Origin of the sequence: Hymenobacter citatus (assembly GCF_014333615.1) — a bacterium.
Classification (GTDB): domain Bacteria; phylum Bacteroidota; class Bacteroidia; order Cytophagales; family Hymenobacteraceae; genus Hymenobacter; species Hymenobacter citatus.
On record NZ_JACSCY010000004.1, the window covers coordinates 246,260 to 262,140 of the forward strand.

General features: G+C 58.8%; 15 protein-coding genes. 5 read left to right on the forward strand and 10 right to left on the reverse strand.

Annotated elements, in window-relative coordinates; all coding sequences use genetic code 11:
* Positions 1-3: 3 nt before the first annotated feature.
* From H8B15_RS07335 to H8B15_RS07350, 4 genes are all read right to left on the reverse strand, one after another.
* A complete protein-coding gene (locus tag H8B15_RS07335) occupies positions 4-3,039 on the reverse strand; it encodes a hypothetical protein (protein ID WP_187319019.1) in 3,036 nt (1,011 codons plus the stop codon).
* A 13-nt stretch (positions 3,040-3,052) separates the two neighbouring features.
* Positions 3,053-3,340 (reverse strand): Asp-tRNA(Asn)/Glu-tRNA(Gln) amidotransferase subunit GatC, encoded by a 288-nt coding sequence (gene gatC / locus H8B15_RS07340; protein WP_187319020.1) that lies wholly within the window; start codon positions 3,338-3,340, stop codon positions 3,053-3,055.
* 65 nt (positions 3,341-3,405) lie between these two features.
* A complete protein-coding gene (locus H8B15_RS07345; protein WP_187319021.1) occupies positions 3,406-4,263 on the reverse strand; it encodes a lysophospholipid acyltransferase family protein in 858 nt (285 codons plus the stop codon).
* 92 nt (positions 4,264-4,355) lie between these two features.
* The gene (locus H8B15_RS07350; RefSeq protein ID WP_187319022.1) at positions 4,356-4,943 is read right to left on the reverse strand and encodes an NUDIX domain-containing protein; all 588 of its coding nucleotides are present in this window, start codon (positions 4,941-4,943) and stop codon (positions 4,356-4,358) included.
* Positions 4,944-5,332: 389 nt separating this feature from the next.
* Here H8B15_RS07350 and H8B15_RS07355 point away from each other — a divergent pair, with 389 nt between their 5' ends.
* Together H8B15_RS07355 and H8B15_RS07360 are read left to right on the forward strand one after the other, a co-directional pair.
* The gene (locus tag H8B15_RS07355) at positions 5,333-5,596 is read left to right on the forward strand and encodes a hypothetical protein (RefSeq protein ID WP_185281042.1); all 264 of its coding nucleotides are present in this window, start codon (positions 5,333-5,335) and stop codon (positions 5,594-5,596) included.
* Between the two features lie 102 nt (positions 5,597-5,698).
* Positions 5,699-6,274, forward strand: a complete 576-nt coding sequence (locus H8B15_RS07360; protein WP_187319023.1) for a ribonuclease HII — start codon at positions 5,699-5,701, stop codon at positions 6,272-6,274.
* A 165-nt stretch (positions 6,275-6,439) separates the two neighbouring features.
* On the opposite strand, the gene H8B15_RS07365 is transcribed toward H8B15_RS07360, so the two are convergent.
* Both H8B15_RS07365 and H8B15_RS07370 read right to left on the reverse strand, forming a co-directional pair.
* A complete protein-coding gene (locus tag H8B15_RS07365) occupies positions 6,440-6,883 on the reverse strand; it encodes a response regulator (RefSeq protein ID WP_187319024.1) in 444 nt (147 codons plus the stop codon).
* A 56-nt stretch (positions 6,884-6,939) separates the two neighbouring features.
* Positions 6,940-8,478 (reverse strand): sensor histidine kinase, encoded by a 1,539-nt coding sequence (locus H8B15_RS07370; RefSeq protein ID WP_246455344.1) that lies wholly within the window; start codon positions 8,476-8,478, stop codon positions 6,940-6,942.
* Between the two features lie 200 nt (positions 8,479-8,678).
* On the opposite strand from H8B15_RS07370, the gene gcvT reads away from it, so the two are divergent.
* On the forward strand, positions 8,679-9,782 hold the full coding sequence (gcvT, locus tag H8B15_RS07375) for a glycine cleavage system aminomethyltransferase GcvT (RefSeq protein WP_187319025.1): 1,104 nt from the start codon (positions 8,679-8,681) through the stop codon (positions 9,780-9,782).
* 129 nt (positions 9,783-9,911) lie between these two features.
* Complete coding sequence (locus H8B15_RS07380) at positions 9,912-10,625, forward strand: 2-phosphosulfolactate phosphatase (RefSeq protein ID WP_187319026.1); 714 nt, start codon at positions 9,912-9,914, stop codon at positions 10,623-10,625.
* Positions 10,626-10,803: 178 nt separating this feature from the next.
* Here the strand turns inward: H8B15_RS07380 and H8B15_RS07385 are convergent, their stop codons facing one another.
* Together H8B15_RS07385 and dtd are read right to left on the reverse strand one after the other, a co-directional pair.
* The gene (locus H8B15_RS07385) at positions 10,804-11,130 is read right to left on the reverse strand and encodes a nucleotide pyrophosphohydrolase (RefSeq protein WP_187319027.1); all 327 of its coding nucleotides are present in this window, start codon (positions 11,128-11,130) and stop codon (positions 10,804-10,806) included.
* A gap of 129 nt (positions 11,131-11,259) precedes the next feature.
* Positions 11,260-11,700: a D-aminoacyl-tRNA deacylase gene (dtd, locus tag H8B15_RS07390; protein WP_187319028.1), complete on the reverse strand. Its 441-nt coding sequence runs from the start codon at positions 11,698-11,700 to the stop codon at positions 11,260-11,262.
* A gap of 53 nt (positions 11,701-11,753) precedes the next feature.
* Here dtd and H8B15_RS07395 point away from each other — a divergent pair, with 53 nt between their 5' ends.
* A complete protein-coding gene (locus tag H8B15_RS07395) occupies positions 11,754-13,289 on the forward strand; it encodes a hypothetical protein (RefSeq protein WP_187319029.1) in 1,536 nt (511 codons plus the stop codon).
* 176 nt (positions 13,290-13,465) lie between these two features.
* Here H8B15_RS07395 and mltG read toward each other — a convergent pair whose 3' ends face one another.
* Both mltG and H8B15_RS07405 read right to left on the reverse strand, forming a co-directional pair.
* The gene (gene mltG / locus H8B15_RS07400) at positions 13,466-14,530 is read right to left on the reverse strand and encodes an endolytic transglycosylase MltG (RefSeq protein WP_187319030.1); all 1,065 of its coding nucleotides are present in this window, start codon (positions 14,528-14,530) and stop codon (positions 13,466-13,468) included.
* Positions 14,531-14,622: 92 nt separating this feature from the next.
* Positions 14,623-15,795: a ribonuclease D gene (locus tag H8B15_RS07405; protein WP_187319031.1), complete on the reverse strand. Its 1,173-nt coding sequence runs from the start codon at positions 15,793-15,795 to the stop codon at positions 14,623-14,625.
* Between the last annotated feature and the right edge of the window lie 86 nt (positions 15,796-15,881).

Sequence of the window (15,881 nt, forward strand, 5' to 3'; positions counted from 1 at the left end):
AGGTTAGTTCCAGGATTCCGTGGCAGCGGTTAGCGCCGACCGGCGGGCTTCGTACTGCGCAAGAAAGGTAGCGTATTCGGGGGGGGAAAGCAACGCACGCAACTGGTTGAGCGGATCGGTAGCATAGGTGGTCAGCCCCACGGGAATAGTGGCCAATACATAGGCCCGCAGTAGTGGGGTTGAATTGGGAGCGTATTCCAGGCCGCGCACCAGCGCATCGTAGGCCTGCTGATACTGCTTCCGGTTGGTGTAGAAGTCGGCGGCGGCCAGGACTGCTTCCGGCTCAAACGGCGCTTCTCGCAGCAAGGCCGAGAATTGCTTGCCAGCAGTGGCCGGTTGCGTGTGCGCAGCTAGTAGCGCCTGATAGGTTAGGTACTTGGGCTGATCTGTTGCCGTGAAATAGCCGGTAGTTACCAACTTTTGCAAGTCGGACCACCGTTGCTCGGCCAGGCACAGCGCGCCACGTACCACGTTCCAGCGCGAAGCAATGCGGGTTTTGGTGGCAGAGGGTGGGGCAAACTGCTCCGTCACTTGTCGGGCTGCTGCCAGTTGTCGGGCCTCTATGGCGCGGGGCACCTGAGCGAGCAGGGCCTCTGGGCGCACGGAGGCAGGTAGGGCTACGGCAGCCGGCAGCCACTGATCAGGCGGCAGCGTATTGCCTTGTACGGCCAAGAACTGGGCTTTCACAGAATCGGGGGCGGTAGCGTAGCCGGTAGGGTAGGAGAGTGTGAGCACCTGGCGTAGCAGACGCCCAGCGTAGTCGATGCTGTCTGTTGGGGGGAGGGCGGTGCGAGCCCAATCGGATTCTCCATTCAGCACAAAAGCATAGGCGCGCCCTACCCGTGCATCGGGGTAGCCATTCACCAATGCAGATGTAAACAGCTGCTCGGCGCGGGTATATAACTGCTGCTGTAGCAGCCAGATACCCATCAGGTTTTGGTAGTAGGCGGCGCTGGCATTGGTGCCAAGTGTGAGTGGTTGCAGGGTAGTTTGTGCCGCGGCAAGTCGGCCACCGTAGTGCTGCGTCAGGGCCAACAGGAAAGTCAGCTGCTCGTGGTAGGCACTATCAATGGGCTGCTGGCGAAGCTGCCGCAGGGTAGGGAGCAAACTGGTGTCGCGGGCCGTAACGTGGGCCAGCGCCAGGTGGTAGAGCCGCGCAAATGTCGGTAGCGACAAGCCTCCGCCTGCCTCCGTTTGTGGTACAGCAGGCGCGGGCCTACCCACCAGCCGCGCCAGTAGCAGCTCATTGCTCTGTAAAGCAGGTTGTTCGTTGGTGGCTGCGTGGTCGGCAGACCACTGCTGGGCAGCATCCAGATCTTGCTGCTGAATCAGGAAGGCGAGACGGTTGGTGCGTATGGCCTCATTAGCGGGCGCATTTGCCTCTGCCCTATCCAAGTAGTAATCTACGGAGTCAGCAAGGGTAGAGCGGGAATAAAGCTGGGCCATATCACTGGCCAGGAGCGCATTGTTCGGCGTGGCATGCAACCCATCGCGCAGGACCTGTTGGCGGTCGAAGAAGTCGGCAGGCTCGTTGTAGAGTGCCGCCAGCCGCAACGACAGGCGTGGTGAGGGCGCCCGGCTCAGGGCACGCCGCAGAGCATTGATTTCGTTCTGACGCTGAAACCGGAAGCGGTAGAGTGCCGCCCGCCCCCAGCTGGCCTTGTGGTTGAAGCGGTCCAGCACGTCGCTCTCGGCGTAGTAGCGCTCGGCCAACAGGGCAATGGGCGTTACCTCGGGCTGCTGCTCGCTCTGGAGGCGGGTCACATCACCCAGGTTATTGTAGAAACCTGCTTCCACCTGATCCAGCACAAAGAAATGCGTGCGCAATCCGGTAATCAGCAGCAGGCCTAGGCCCATGATGTAGACCACGTAGAACGGCAGGCGGCGGGGCTGGTACACCACCCGGTACACCGGTAGTCGCTGCTTGATGAGCGGCCCAAAGTTGAAGATCAGATACAGCAGAAAGCCCCCGCCACAGCCTAGGAAAGCTAGCGCCGTAAATTGTCGGGCGGCTTCCAGTAGCGGGTCGTTGAGGGTAGCCAGGGCATAGCCCAGCGTGGCCGCGGCAACAGCCAACAGCGTGAGGTAGAGCGGAGCCATGCCCGTGGCGTAGGGTAGCCACTCGTTGTAGGTAGGGGCACGGCGGCGCAGTCCCAACCAGCCCACCAGCGCGGCGGGTAGCAAAAACACCAGTGGATCAAGCCTGAGACTAGCAGACAGCTGCACGGTGCCGTTGCGCCAGTAATACAGGAAAAGCAGCGAAAGGTATATGATGCTGAGCGCTAACAGCGGCAAGCGCCCAAGACGGTAGCGTGGCTGCTCGCTCATCGTCCCTACCCATAGCAGGCCGTGCACATTCTCAAAGCCCAGCCAGAGCACCACCAAGGCCACGGCTACGGCACCGCCACGGGTGGCATAGGTAGCCAACTGCAACGCCGTGATATCAGTAGGGTAGGCGCTGCGCACAAACAGCAGCGCACTCAGCCCTACTACCAGCACCATAAACGCAGCCAACCGCTGCCAGCGCGGCACATGGGGCCAAAAGGCGTGAAACGCATAGGCAGGTAACCCCAGCGCTACCAACGCCAGTACCAAAAAATACTGCCGTTGCGCATCGAAAACACCCAGCAAATCGGGGCTCAGCGACATCAGCAGGAAGAACACCAGAGCCATGCCGGCTACAAAAGCCGGCCGGCTGAGCGCCGTGATAGCAGCCAGGAAATAGACGAGGCTACCCGCCAGCACGGCCAGAAAGGCTATAGCCGCTGTCGGTCGCACGAAGGGACCTGCCACATCGTGGGTTTGCGTGAGTAGGTAGGCATTGGCCTGCACTGGAAGGCCCGCCAGCCCTACCCGCACCGTATCGAGGGTGAGGGGGAGGGGCTTTAGTTGCGTAACGGGCTGAAGCGGTAGCGTATACTGCGCCCCCGTGAAATAGTGAAACAGAGCCAGCCCGACGGCCAGTGTAGCAAGCAGCGCCGGACCCAGCAGCCAGAGGCTCCAACGATGCGGCGGGACAGAAGGAGCAGAAGTCGGCACTACTAGGTAGAGGTTAATCCAGAACTTTGGGCACGCGGAAATAGTCCGAGTCTTTGCGCGGGGCGTTGCGCAGACCGTCTTGGTGGCTCACGGTGTTGTGCGCCTCATCGGGACGCAGAACGTTGATTTCCTGCGACAAATGCACCAACGGGGCCACGTTGCTGGTATCGAGTTGGCGGAGCTGGTCTACCCAATCCAGAATCTCGTTGAGGGCACCCAGCATTTCCTGTTCTTTGGTAGCGTCGAATTCGAGGCGGGAAAGGTGGGCCAGTTGGCGCAGGGTATTGATATCGGTGCTCAAAGCAAAGCAGAGTTAGGGTAGGGAAAGCGTCAGGAGCCAACGGTGGTGGCTCCTGCCCTTCAAAATTACGAATTTGGCAGACTTAGTTCTGCCTGGTCGTTGGTGCGTTGCTCGGGTTGCGGCTCTGTGGCCTGGGTAGTGGGTGGGGTAGGGCGCCAGCTAAAGGCAGGCGGCAGCCCGGCCGCTTCAGGTTGAAACTCGTTGGCAATGAGGTCGTGCGCGCGTTGTTTCAGGGTAGGCACGTCAGCCATGGTGAGGCCTTGCGTTGGGATAGGCTCGTGCAGTACGATGCGCAAGGGCGTGTAGCGAATGCGCAAACCACCCACATCGGGCATGAAACGGTGGTTCAGGGGCATCGATACGGGCACCAGCGGCACGCCGGCGGCAATAGCCAGTTGGAAGGCGCCGTCTTTAAAAGGCATCATCTGCTCGCCGGGCTTCTCGGAAATAGTGCCTTCCGGAAAAATGACGACGGAGCGCCCGGCCGCCAGGCTCTGCTTGGCCAGCACCATTGAGCGGCCCCGGCTCACGGCACTGTTGCGGTTCACGGTGATGTAGGCGCTGCCGAAAATAGGTCCCCAAAGCGGCGTCTTCGCCAGGGTGTCTTTGCCAATGATATTCAGAAAGCCCGGAATGGTGCGGAACAGCAGCGGAATATCAATGTAAGAGCTGTGGTTGGCCACATACACGCAGGGCTGGCCCGCAGGCAACTGGTTTTTGCGCACGATGCGCACAGGCATCCCCCACATGAAAATAGCCGACGACGACCAGAACCGGTTGATTTTGTGCAGCCACGGATGCCGGCTGGGCTTGCGCGCCAGTACCCATTGCAGGGGGTAGGTGTAGAAAAACGGCGACACAAACCAAAACGTGCACCAAGTAGTATAGAGTCGTTGACCAATAAAACGCAGTAGCTGACGCATAACAAGCAAACTGGAAAGCGAAAGAAGTGCAGCACCAAGGAGGCACTGCAAGCATACGCAGAGATTTCTAAAGCAACGATGAAGCCAGAGCCCTACCCTGGCTGCTGCCGACTGGCTAAGACCCGCTCAGCTTTCAATAAACCAGCCACGCTAATGGCGTCGGTAATGCGGTTTTGCATCACCATTTCCACCGCCTCTGTTAGGGGCAGGTGCCACAGGCGCAGCTCTTCGGTTTCTTCGGGCTCTACCTCACCGGGCACCAGGTCCTCGGCCAGAAAGACGAAGCCTTCTTCATCGGTGACGGAGTTGGAGGTGTGCAGGCGGGCAATGTTGGTCCAGCGGCGCGCCGTGAAACCCGTTTCCTCGCGCAACTCCCGCTGCGCCGATTCCAGAATGTCCAGCTCCACGGGGCCACCGCCCATCGGGATTTCCCAGCTGTACTCGTTCAGGGTATAGCGGTACTGCCCTACCAGCCAGGTGTAGCCCTGCGCATCGACGGGCACAATGCCTAGGGCTTTATTTTTCATCGATACTACCCCGTAGATTCCGGGCTTGCCGGCCGGGTTCAGTACCTGATCTTCACGCACCCTGATCCAGGGATTCTGGTACTGTACGGCTGTGCTTAGCACTTGCCAGGGGTTGCGGGTTTCGTCAAAATCAGCGGCCGGAACAGAGGTCATAGCAAGAATAAGTGAAGAGATGACCCGACAAAAATACGATTACCCAGCTACTGAAAGGGCAACTACTGGTCGGTCAGAAGCCTCCATTGGTCGACAGAAGCAAGCAAGTAGTCCAGTTTAAGTAGCATAATTCACCGCAATATGGTAGCTTTGTCTTAATAAAATTAAATAACACAGGACAGGATAGTGGAAAGGAAGGTTCTGCCTGTGTGCGTTGTTCGGCGAAAGGAATAGGGTGGATGATTTTAACCCCGAACAACGTTCGGAAAGGCCATTGCGATACGCAATGGCCTTTTTTCGTGTGCAGTGGTTGCTAACCTCCGGCGCGTAGCTGCCGTATCAAGTAGGAGCAGGTAGCCGTTCACACCCCGGCTACCCCTTTTCGCTCTATGGCTAACGACCCTAAAAAGAACAATCAAGCTAAAACTGATCTGCCCAAGGAAGGTGACCCACTGTTCAACCTGCACCACGCACAAGCGGAGGCTGAATTAGCTAAGAAAAACGGTGGCCTCGGCCCAACTACCAACGAATACATGACCGAAGACGAGCAGGACAACGTGGACGCTTCCATTGCGCCGCGCGATAGTCAGGGCTTTGTTCGTGGTCAGGACGACTCCGATGTGATTGGCAGCAATGCCGGTGACCATAAATAGGTCACATCTTATGTAATAGGATGCTAAACCGCCCGGCTGGCAGCACACAGGCTGTCAGCTGGGCGGTTTTATGCATGTGTGTTGCGTACGTTTGCACCCAGTATGCTGCTTACTTCCTTCACTACGCATCCACACGAGGCCGGCCTCGACGAAGCGGGCCGGGGCTGTTTGGCCGGGCCGGTATTTGCCGCCGCTGTGATATTACCCCCCGATTTTCACGCGCCCTACCTCAACGACTCCAAGCAGATGACTGCCCGTCGTCGCGAGCAGGTACGCGCCGATATCTGCCGCGAGGCCATTGCCTGGGCTGTGGCCGAGGCTTCATCTACTGAAATAAGCGAAATAAACATTGCCCAGGCCAGCTATCTGGCCATGCACCGCGCCGTGCAGCAGCTGCCCATCACCCCCGATTTTTTACTGGTCGACGGCAACCGTTTCCGTCCCTACCCTGGCCTGGAGCATGCCTGCATCATTGGCGGCGACGCGCTGTACCAGAGCATTGCCGCAGCATCGGTATTGGCCAAAACGTTTCGGGATGAGCGCATGCGCGCTCTGGCGGAGGCGTATCCGTACTATGGCTGGGAGCAAAATGCGGGTTATCCTACCCCGAAGCATCGAGAGGCCATTCGAGCGCACGGTCCCTGTGAGCATCACCGGCTTGGTTTCCGGCTATTGTAATCGGTATCAGTGTTAGTGAAATGCGCTTGTCATCCTGAGCTTACGAAGGACCTTATGTCAGTTGAACGAGTCGTTGGTGCGATGGTCGTTCTGACGTGATAAGGTCCTTCGCAAGCTCAGGATGACAAGCGCATTTCACTAACACTAATATTAACGATTAACCGCCTACTGATCTTTCAGGCGTAGCAAATCGAGGAACAAACTGAAACCGTCGATAGTAGTGGCGCCTTCGCCAAACTTGTCGAAGCTGAGAGGCTTGATGATGTAGCCGCTGACGGCCAGATTCTGGGCCTTCAAACGGTCCGTTTCCAGGTCGGAGGTGGTGGTGATGAACACGTTGAGGCCTACGAATTCGGGGTCGGAGCGAAGCTCTTGCAGTAGTTCCAGCCCGTTCATGCGGGGCATGTTGATATCTAGAATTACAACGCTGGGCTTATCAATGCGGGATTCGCCACTTTCGCCGCGCAGCATATTGAGGGCCTCGCGGCCATTGCGGGCAATGTGCAGCGGCACGGCCACATTGTGTTTGCGCAGTTCGCGCTGGACATTCATAATATCCAGTTGGTCATCTTCAACCAATAGGATACTGGGGGTAGGATCGGCAGACATAAGAAACAAAGTGCTGAGCAATAGAGCCGGTGGGTAACTACATTTAATACGGGAGGTCAGGCGTTTGGATTAGCTAAATTGGTGGGCAGTGCCGGCAGGTCGGCGGTGAGCGTCTGCTTGGCCCAGCTGAAAATGAAGGTAGCACCCGCGCCCTCTGCCGATTCTACCCGGATGGTGCCACCGTGGCGCTCCACAATCTTTTTCACAATAGCCAGCCCCACGCCGGTACTTTCCAGCGTATCGCGCTCCGTGAGGGTCTGAAATATGACGAAAATCCGCTCGTGGTATTCCGGTGCAATGCCAGGGCCATCGTCGGCTATAGCAAAAACATACTGTTTACGATTTTCCTGTATGCTGATGCGGACGTGGCCCGTAGCCGGATGGTCGTGGTACTTTAGGGCATTGCTGATCAGGTTGGTGAACACCTGCTGGAGCGGCACGCGGCTGGTGACGAAGGTGGGTAGGAAAGCCGGCAGCTCCACCTGAAAGCCCGCGGGGGGAGCCAGTGAGTCCACAATTTCCATGAGTAGCTCCCGCACATCTACCCACTCCTCGGGCTGCTGCACCCGACCTATGCGCGCCAAGTCCAGGATGCCGGTAATGAGGTGCTCCATGCGGTGCACGCGGGTACGCATCAGCGCCAGAAACTCGCGGATGTGGGTAGGGAGCTCCTCGGCCATGTCTTCCTCAATCCAGCGCGAGGCGCTTTCAATGCCGCGCAAGGGCGCTTTTAAGTCGTGCGATACCACATACGCAAACTGGTCCAGCTCCTCGTTGCGGCGGGCCAGCTGCGTGATGTTGGTGTCGATGGTGCGGGCCATGCGGTTCAGCGACTGCGCCAGCTCGCTTAGCTCGTCGCGCTGGGTATCGCGCAAGCCAGTACCATAGTCGCCGCTGGCAATCCGGCGGGCCAGCTGCACCATGCTGCCAATGCGCCCCGAAATCTGCCGCACAATATAAGAGGCCCACAGCAGGCTCAGCACGCCCGCCAGCACCGAAATGGCGATGGATAAGATGCGAGCCTGCTGGATGCTGTCCGCGAGCTTCACGCGCTGCTTGGCACGGCTGTCAAATTCCTGTTCGTCGAATTTTTCGAAGAGCACCCTGATCTGATCCACCAACTGTTTGCCCGTTAGGTTGGTCATAAGATTACCGTGGGGCATTTCAAGCAAAAGCCGCTGATCCGCGTTGCGGCGGTGCGCCTCGCGCTTCTCGCTCACCAGCATGTGCGAGTAGTCGGCCCATTGCTGGTACAGGTGCTGCGCCCGCTCGATGCGCCCTTGCTGGGACGAGCCGTTTTCGAGCTGGCTCCGCAGGCGCAGAAACCGGCCCAGCAAATCCCGCTCGCCTTTGTAGTAGGACTCCAGCATTCTCTCGTTGCCAACCAGCAGGTAGCCTCGGAAGCCCGATTCCATATCCACAATACTGCGCAGCAGCAGGGTAGCCTCGGCTGTGATGCGTTGCGACTTTTCGACGCGTTGGGAGTTGCGCAGCACATTGCGCGAGAGCTGGTAGTTGACGGCCACGACCACCGCAAACAGCAGCATCACCACAATAAAACCAGCGAAGAGCTTAGTGGAAAGTTTCAGCTTCATGAATACCACGAACAATCGGACCGCTGGAGCAGCTAAAAAATCGAGCCGTTATTTCTTTGGCGGCGCGCTGCTGGCGGGGGAGCTTCAAAGATAGCAGGATACAAACAGGTGCGGCCCACCGGCCGGAATTGGCTACTTTTGCCCGCGCCTGGCCCCGGCCGGCCCTGGTTTGTCTTTCCATCCTTCTTCTTGTTTTCTCCATGAGCGAAGCTCTCAAGACCGTTGCCCTAAACGATGTGCACCAGCAGCTGGGCGCTAAAATGGTGCCCTTCGCGGGCTTCAACATGCCCGTGCGCTACTCCTCCGACCTCGAAGAACACCGGACCGTGCGCCGGGGCGTGGGCATTTTCGACGTGTCGCACATGGGTGAATTTCGGGTGCGTGGCCCGCAGGCTCTCGACCTCATTCAGCGCGTAACCACCAACGACGCCAGCAAGCTCCAGGACGGCAAAGCGCAGTACTCCTGCCTACCCAACGAGGAAGGCGGCATTGTAGACGACCTATTGGTGTATAAGCTGGCCGACGAAGATTACCTGCTGGTGGTAAACGCCGGCAACATCGACAAGGACTGGGCCTGGATTTCGGCGCGCAATACGGAAGGCGCCGAGCTGGAAAACCAGTCGGAGCAGTGGAGCCTGTTTGCCGTGCAGGGCCCGAAGGCCGCTGCCGCGCTCCAGTCGCTCACCGAAACTGACCTGGCCAGCATTCCTTACTACTCCTTCGTGCAGGGCACGTTGGCAGGTGCGCCCGGCGTCATCATCTCGGCCACCGGCTACACGGGGGCGGGCGGCTTCGAGCTGTATGTGCCCAACGAGTACGCTCAACAGGTATGGGAAGCGGTGATGGAAGCTGGCCAGGAATACGGCATCAAACCCATCGGCCTGGGCGCCCGCGACACGCTGCGCCTGGAAATGGGCTACTGCCTCTACGGCAACGACATCACCGACGAAACCTCGCCCCTGGAAGCCGGCTTGGGCTGGATTACCAAGTTCACTAAAGATTTCACCAACGCCGACGCCCTGAAACAGCAGAAAGCCGAAGGTGTGACGCGCAAGCTGGTAGGCTTTGTGATGGACGGCCCCGGCATTCCGCGCAGTCACTACGAGCTAGTGAACGAGGCCGGTGAGAAAATCGGGGAGGTGACTTCCGGCACTCAGTCGCCCTCGCTCAGCAAAGGGGTAGGGCTGGGCTACGTGCAAACGGCTTACAGCCAGCCCGGTAGCCAGGTTTTTGTGCTGGTGCGCGGCAAGCAATTGCCAGCTACCGTCACCAAGTTGCCCTTTGTATCGGGCACGGAAGCGTAACGAATATTGAACGGACGAGGGTAGGGGCGCCTTGCAGGCGCCCTCTGCTGCTTGCAGGTACTGTGTAATACCGCTGCTTCGCCTCGTCGATACCGGGCGCCAGCAAGGTGCCCCTACGAATGCCAACGTATGCCAAATCTGGATATTTGTTTTTCGCCCGACCTGCTGCCGCTCTATGACCTGCGTGGTCGGATAGCAGTGGTGGTAGATATTTTGCGGGCTACTTCCAGCATCGTTACGGCGCTGGCACAGGGCGTCGCCCACTTGGTGCCCGTTGAGACGCTGGAAGAATGCAGGGCGCTGGCCACACAGGGCTACCTCACGGCCGCCGAGCGCGACGGCGTGCAGGCAGAAGGAGTTGATCTGGGCAACTCACCCTTCGGCTACCTCGACGGGGTAGTGCCGGTGCAAGGCCGCTGTGTGGCCATCACTACCACCAATGGCACCCGCGCCATGCACCTGTCGCGCGCAGCCGACGAGGTAGTAGTAGGGGCCTTCCTGAATGTGGGAGCCGTGGCTGATTTCCTGCGCCAGCAGGGTAAGGATGTGGTAGTGGTATGCGCCGGCTGGAAAGGCCAGTTTTGCCTTGAAGACACGCTGTTTGGCGGCGCCCTGGCCGCCCGCCTCGCCCAGGACTTTGACGTAACCAGCTCCGACGCTACCCTGGCCGCTCTCGATTTGTGGGAAAAAGCCAGCCCCAACGTAGCCGCCTACCTCCTGAAATCGGCCCACGTGCGCCGTCTTAATCGCCTCGAAGCCCACAAAGACATGGAGTTCTGCGTGCGCCAGGATGAATATGACTTAGTGCCCGTGTGGCGAAATGGTGAAATTGTGAGCTTGTGAAGTTGTGAAGTTGAAGTAAGCTTGTGAGTTGTGCGTAAAGAGAGCAGCTGTCATCCTGAGCCTGCGAAGGACCTTATGCCAGTTGAACGAGTCGTTGGTACGTCTATCGTTCTGGTATGAGAAGGTCCTTCGCTCTGCTCAGGATGACAGCCGCTCTCTTTACGCACAACTCACAAGCTTACTTCAATTTCTCATTCTCCTTGTGACGCGTTGCGTCGCGCTTCGTTTTTTTGTCGAGGTTCTGTTGTAGGGCTTCGGTTAGGTTGACGCCCGTTTGGTTGGCCAGGCAGATAACCACGAACAGCACATCGGCCAGCTCATCTGCCAGCACTTTGTCTTTGTCGGATTCTTTGAACGACTGCTCGCCGTACTGCCGGGCAATAATGCGAGCCACTTCGCCTACCTCTTCCGTCAGCATCGCCATATTGGTCAGCTCGTTGAAATAGCGTACACCAGTGGTCTGAATCCATTGGTCGACGGTTTGCTGGGCTTCTTCGATGGTCATAGGCGGTAAGTGGTGAGATAGTGAAATGGTGAGTGGTGAGTGGTGAGTTTGACGTTCTGTCGGCGCAAGTTGCGCAAACTGTTTGTCAGAACGTAAAACTCACCACTCACCATTTCACCTCTCACCATCTCACCGCTCCAGCACAATGGTAACGGGGCCGTCATTCACCAAGGCTACCTGCATATCGGCGCCGAACTCGCCGGTAGGTACAGGCTGACCCAGCAGGGTAGTGAGTAGCTGCACAAATTGCTCGTAGAGCGGCACGGCCACGGCTGGTGGCGCGGCACCTATATAGCTGGGGCGCGTGCCTTTGCTGGCGTCGGCCAGCAGCGTAAACTGGCTGACTACCAACACCTGCCCGCCCACATCCTGCACCGAGCGGTTCATTTTGCCTTCTTCGTCGGAGAAAATGCGCAGTTGCACCAGCTTGCGAGCCACCCAGTCGAGGGTAGCGGCCGAGTCGGTGGGGGCGAAGCCTGCCAGTACCAGCAGGCCGGGGCCAATCTCGCCGGTCAGGCGGCCTTCTACGGTCACACGAGCCTCGCGGACCCGCTGTACTACTACGCGCATAAGCAGAAGAAACAAGGAAAGATATGCCGTACTTCGCGGGGCATCCTTCCGGCATGGCTGATTTTACCCCCGCGAAATACGACAATCCATCCCGAACAGCTACGCTGGCGTGGCTGCTGCCTACGTGGCTCTTGGTGCTGGCCGTGCGTCTGCCCGGCCTAGCCGGCATGGCCCTACCCGACTACGACTCGGTGCGCAACTGGCAGATTGTGCAGGAGCTAACCCGCGGCGACCTGCATCATTTATTCTACCACGCCAGCCCCGGCTTCTACCTGCTCTTTGCGCCCGTGGCGGCGTTCCACCCCGATTTTCATTACTATCTGTATCTGAATGCGCTACTGTCGACGGTGGCGGTAGGTATGTTGGCTGTGGTGGTAGGGCAGATGGTGCAGTTGCGCCCACCCGAAATGGCGCTGCTCACGCTGCTTATTGGCACTAGTACCTTCCTTACCTTTGCCGCCCGCGACTTCACCATGAACTCGGTGATGCTGTTGACTTTCGTGGGCCTACTGCACGCCTATTACCGGCGGCTGCAACGCCCCTCGCGCCAAACCTTGCTAACGGCTGCCGTGTGGCTGGCCTTGGGGCTGTGTTTCAACTACAAATTTCTGTTTTGCCTACCCATTCTGGCTGTGCTGGAATGGCGGGCAGCCGACGGCCTGCTGCGCCAGCCGGGCCACATTGGCCGGGTGCTGCTGGTACTGGCGGCACCCTACCTGCTGTTTGGGGTAGTTGGCTGGGTAGGAGGCCTGCCGTGGTGGCGCTGGCCAGCTACATATTATGGTATCTTGTTTCCATCGGCCAGTAATTCAGCGGGCCGGGCCGGCAATTTTCGCCTCGATTTGCTGTACTATCCCCATTATCTGGTAACGTTTGAGTCGCCGGTGCAATGGTTGGGTCTGCTGGCGTTTCCGGTGGTGTTCTGGCGGGTGCTGCGCGCTGGCTGGCAGCATCCCAACGCGCTTTTCTACTTGGCTGTGTGGGCGTACTGCTTCCTTGGTGGCTTCTCGTTGCTATTGAAAGCGCCGCGGGGCCTGCTCTTTGCCTACGGCCTGTTTGCGGCGTTGGGCTTCTTGGTCCTGCGTCACTTGCTGCGCCAGCGCTTGGGTTGGCTGACGGCGGCTGTAGGCGTGGCCGTGTTAGGCAATATGATCCAGATTCAACAAGAAATCTATGCCTACACTGCTACCAGCTACCCGGCAGCGGCGCAATGGCTCCGGGCGCACCACAGCCATAAAACCGTGAGCACCGTAGGGCTTTCCCTGGCGCCCTACCTCGCTCCCGATTCCCTGAAGATTATCACCGACGAAAAACAGCTGCCTACCCTACGCAAGCGCCGTTACCAGTACGTCGTGCTCGATGCCTATTGGCGCGTCACCGGTATTGCGCATTTCGATTCGTTGCGGCGCCAGCGGCCGTTGGCGACGTGGCGCGAGCCGTTGCTCACGTCGCCCCTGCTTTTTCTGGAGCACTCCGAGTTCAGCGGCATCGACTACCCCGAAACCATGCGCCGTCAACAAGCTGCCGCCCGCGACACGGCACAGCTGGCGGTGTTTGAAATGAGTGAGGGTAGGAGGGTAGGAGGGTAGGGCCGTCACACTCGCTCGGCTATACCGAGTGAGCTCTATGCTTGAAGGGCTTTGCCCCGAACCCGTTCGTGACTCTTGAACGAACCGGACGCCAGGCAGACGCACGCAGCAGAGCTGCTTGGGCGTAGGCCTCACTCGGCATAGCCGAGCGAGTGCGGCGTTACCCAGTCACTCTTTTACCGCATTATCTTCAAGCTATCCAGCGTGTGCTGGTAGCGGCGAGCATTCTGTTTGTGCTCTGCGAAGGTTTCGGCAAAATCAGAATAGCCGCTTCGGTCGGGGCGGGCGCAAAAGAACAGGTACTGGTGAGCCGCTGGGCGCAGTACCGCATCCAGGCTCTGGCGGTTGGCGGAGGTGATGGGGCCGGGCGGCAAGCCCGCGTGCTTGTAGGTGTTGTAGGGCGAGTCAACCAGCTTATCCTTATTCAGCACCCGCTTCACCCCAAAGTTACCAATAGCCCAAAGCAGGGTAGGGTCGGCTTGCAAGCGCATACGTCTGCGCAGGCGGTTGAGGTACACCCCGGCAATGACGGGTTTGTCCTGTGGCATGGCGGTTTCGCGTTGCACAATGCTGGCCAGCACATGCACCTGGGTAGGCGAAAGGCCCAGCGAGTCGGCCTGCCGGCGCCGTTGGGCATTCCAGAACCGCCGGTGCGTGGCCGCCGCTGAGTCCAGAAACTGCCGTGCCGAGGTGTTCCAAACCAGCCGGTAGGGGCCGGGTAGGAATAGCGTCAGCACGGTGGTGGTGTCGAGCTGATATCGTTGTTGTAACCACCCATTGTCCTGCAAAAGTCGCCGGAGCGCCGTGGAATCAGCTTCCAACTGCCTGGCTATTTGCCGGACTAGCTGGGGCTTATACTTGAAGGCATTCAACTGGAAATCAACGGTGTCCTGCTCACCCCGTAGGAGTTTATCGAGTAAAGCGTTGTTGCCGAGACCAAAATCGAGGCGGTAGCGGCCGGGGCGGATGTGGGCCGGGTAGCCGCGCCGCTGGGCCAGCCAGGCAAAGGTACCGGGCTCGTGCAGCAGCTCCTGCCGCCGCAGCGTATCCAACACCGCCTCAAACGGCGCCCCCGTGTGGATATACAGGTAGGCCGGCCCCAACGGCGAAGCCACCACGTTGGGCTTGCGCCACACCCGCCACCAGGCGTAACCACCGGCCAGCGCCAGCAGTATTCCTACGCCAAGCAACGCAAATACCACCCGCCAGCGCAAGCGGGCAGAAGCAGAAGTTTCTGTCATCAACACAAAGATAAAACACAAAAAAGCCCGGCGCGAACCGGGCTTTATGGGGAGTGGCTGTAGCCTTCGAAGGTCTACAATTACGACTACACCTATTGAAAAGGGGTAGCAATACTGTCGTACGGCAACTGATGTTGCGCCGCCGTATCGCGCAGAATGGCTCGTTGCCAAGGTCGCAGAGCCTGTTCGGCGCCCTGCTCAATGATGTCGGATATTAATCGGTTCGATAGCACAAGATTGGCCACGTAGCTGTTGATGTCTTCCATAATAAACGTTTTTAGCTGCAATAGCAGTTGCTCACGGGTATCGGCACGGGCAGCTTTCTCCCCACTCAAGCGCCGCCGAAACGGGAAGCGGCGCTGTTCGGGGGGGAGCGTGGGCTCGGGCACTGGCACAAACACATCGGGTAGGAAGCCGGCCAGCTGGTCGAGGTAGGGCGTGCGCTTCAGCTCGGGGTGCAGGCCACGGGCAGCTTTCCACTCCTCCAGCGTGCGGGGCGTATCGCGGGCCAGCTCGGCCAGCCGGTCATTGGCAAATACCATATACGGCGGCCGATCAATCTGCCGGGCAACTTGGTCGCGCAACAAGTATAAGTCGCGGAACAAAGGCATTTCAGGGGGGAGGATGCGGTACTTGCCGGCCATGCGCAGGTAGGGCCGCTCGTCGCGGGTGTAGCGCACGTCCTCCAGGGCAGCGTTTTCCTCGTCGGCCCAGTGCGTGCGGTCTAGCGCTGCCAGCTTGTCGCGTAGGCGGTCGGCCAGCTCAAACAGATAGAGCACGTCGTTGGCGGCATACTGCTTCTGAGCGTCGGTAAGGGGGCGCTTCAACCAGTTCGACTTCTGCTCACCTTTGTCTACCTCAATACCCAACTCGCTCTGGATCAAACGGCCCAGGGAGATATTGTTGTCTGCCTCGGCGAGTAGCGTATACTGCACGCTGGTGTCGGTGATGTGGCGTACGTGCACACCGTACAGCTCATCAAGCAGCAAAATGTCCGACTTACAGCTGTGAAACACCTTTTCTATGGCCGGGTCACGCAACAGCTCCCAAATCGGTTCTAACTCATGCGCAGGGTTGGTAAGCGGCAACGGGTCGATGAGGTAGACGGTGTGGCCATCAAAAAGCTGGATCAGCGCCAGATTGCGACCATAGCGGTGGCGCATGTCGTCAAACTCCAAGTCGATGGCAATGCGAGGCTGGTTGTGGAGGGCGGCGGCGCATTGTTGCACCTCGGTAGCCGTAGTGAGGTATTGAATGGAGGACATTGGGTAAGCTAAACTAGCGCAATAGACACCAACTGTAGCGGAAAGGGCTACCGGGTAAAGGTAGGAAGCACAACTGGCAATGTCAG

What these genes read in the sequence shown, in the direction of transcription:
- H8B15_RS07380 (WP_187319026.1), top strand. Translation starts at nt 9,912, where the DNA reads ATGCCAAATCTGGATATTTGTTTTTCGCCCGACCTGCTGCCGCTCTAT.
- H8B15_RS07360 (WP_187319023.1), top strand. Translation starts at nt 5,699, where the DNA reads ATGCTGCTTACTTCCTTCACTACGCATCCACACGAGGCCGGCCTCGAC.
- gcvT (WP_187319025.1), top strand. Translation starts at nt 8,679, where the DNA reads ATGAGCGAAGCTCTCAAGACCGTTGCCCTAAACGATGTGCACCAGCAG.
- H8B15_RS07345 (WP_187319021.1), bottom strand. Translation starts at nt 4,263, where the DNA reads ATGCGTCAGCTACTGCGTTTTATTGGTCAACGACTCTATACTACTTGG.
- H8B15_RS07365 (WP_187319024.1), bottom strand. Translation starts at nt 6,883, where the DNA reads ATGTCTGCCGATCCTACCCCCAGTATCCTATTGGTTGAAGATGACCAA.
- H8B15_RS07350 (WP_187319022.1), bottom strand. Translation starts at nt 4,943, where the DNA reads ATGACCTCTGTTCCGGCCGCTGATTTTGACGAAACCCGCAACCCCTGG.
- mltG (WP_187319030.1), bottom strand. Translation starts at nt 14,530, where the DNA reads ATGACAGAAACTTCTGCTTCTGCCCGCTTGCGCTGGCGGGTGGTATTT.
- H8B15_RS07395 (WP_187319029.1), top strand. Translation starts at nt 11,754, where the DNA reads ATGGCTGATTTTACCCCCGCGAAATACGACAATCCATCCCGAACAGCT.
- dtd (WP_187319028.1), bottom strand. Translation starts at nt 11,700, where the DNA reads ATGCGCGTAGTAGTACAGCGGGTCCGCGAGGCTCGTGTGACCGTAGAA.
- H8B15_RS07385 (WP_187319027.1), bottom strand. Translation starts at nt 11,130, where the DNA reads ATGACCATCGAAGAAGCCCAGCAAACCGTCGACCAATGGATTCAGACC.
- H8B15_RS07355 (WP_185281042.1), top strand. Translation starts at nt 5,333, where the DNA reads ATGGCTAACGACCCTAAAAAGAACAATCAAGCTAAAACTGATCTGCCC.
- H8B15_RS07370 (WP_246455344.1), bottom strand. Translation starts at nt 8,478, where the DNA reads ATGAAGCTGAAACTTTCCACTAAGCTCTTCGCTGGTTTTATTGTGGTG.
- H8B15_RS07405 (WP_187319031.1), bottom strand. Translation starts at nt 15,795, where the DNA reads ATGTCCTCCATTCAATACCTCACTACGGCTACCGAGGTGCAACAATGC.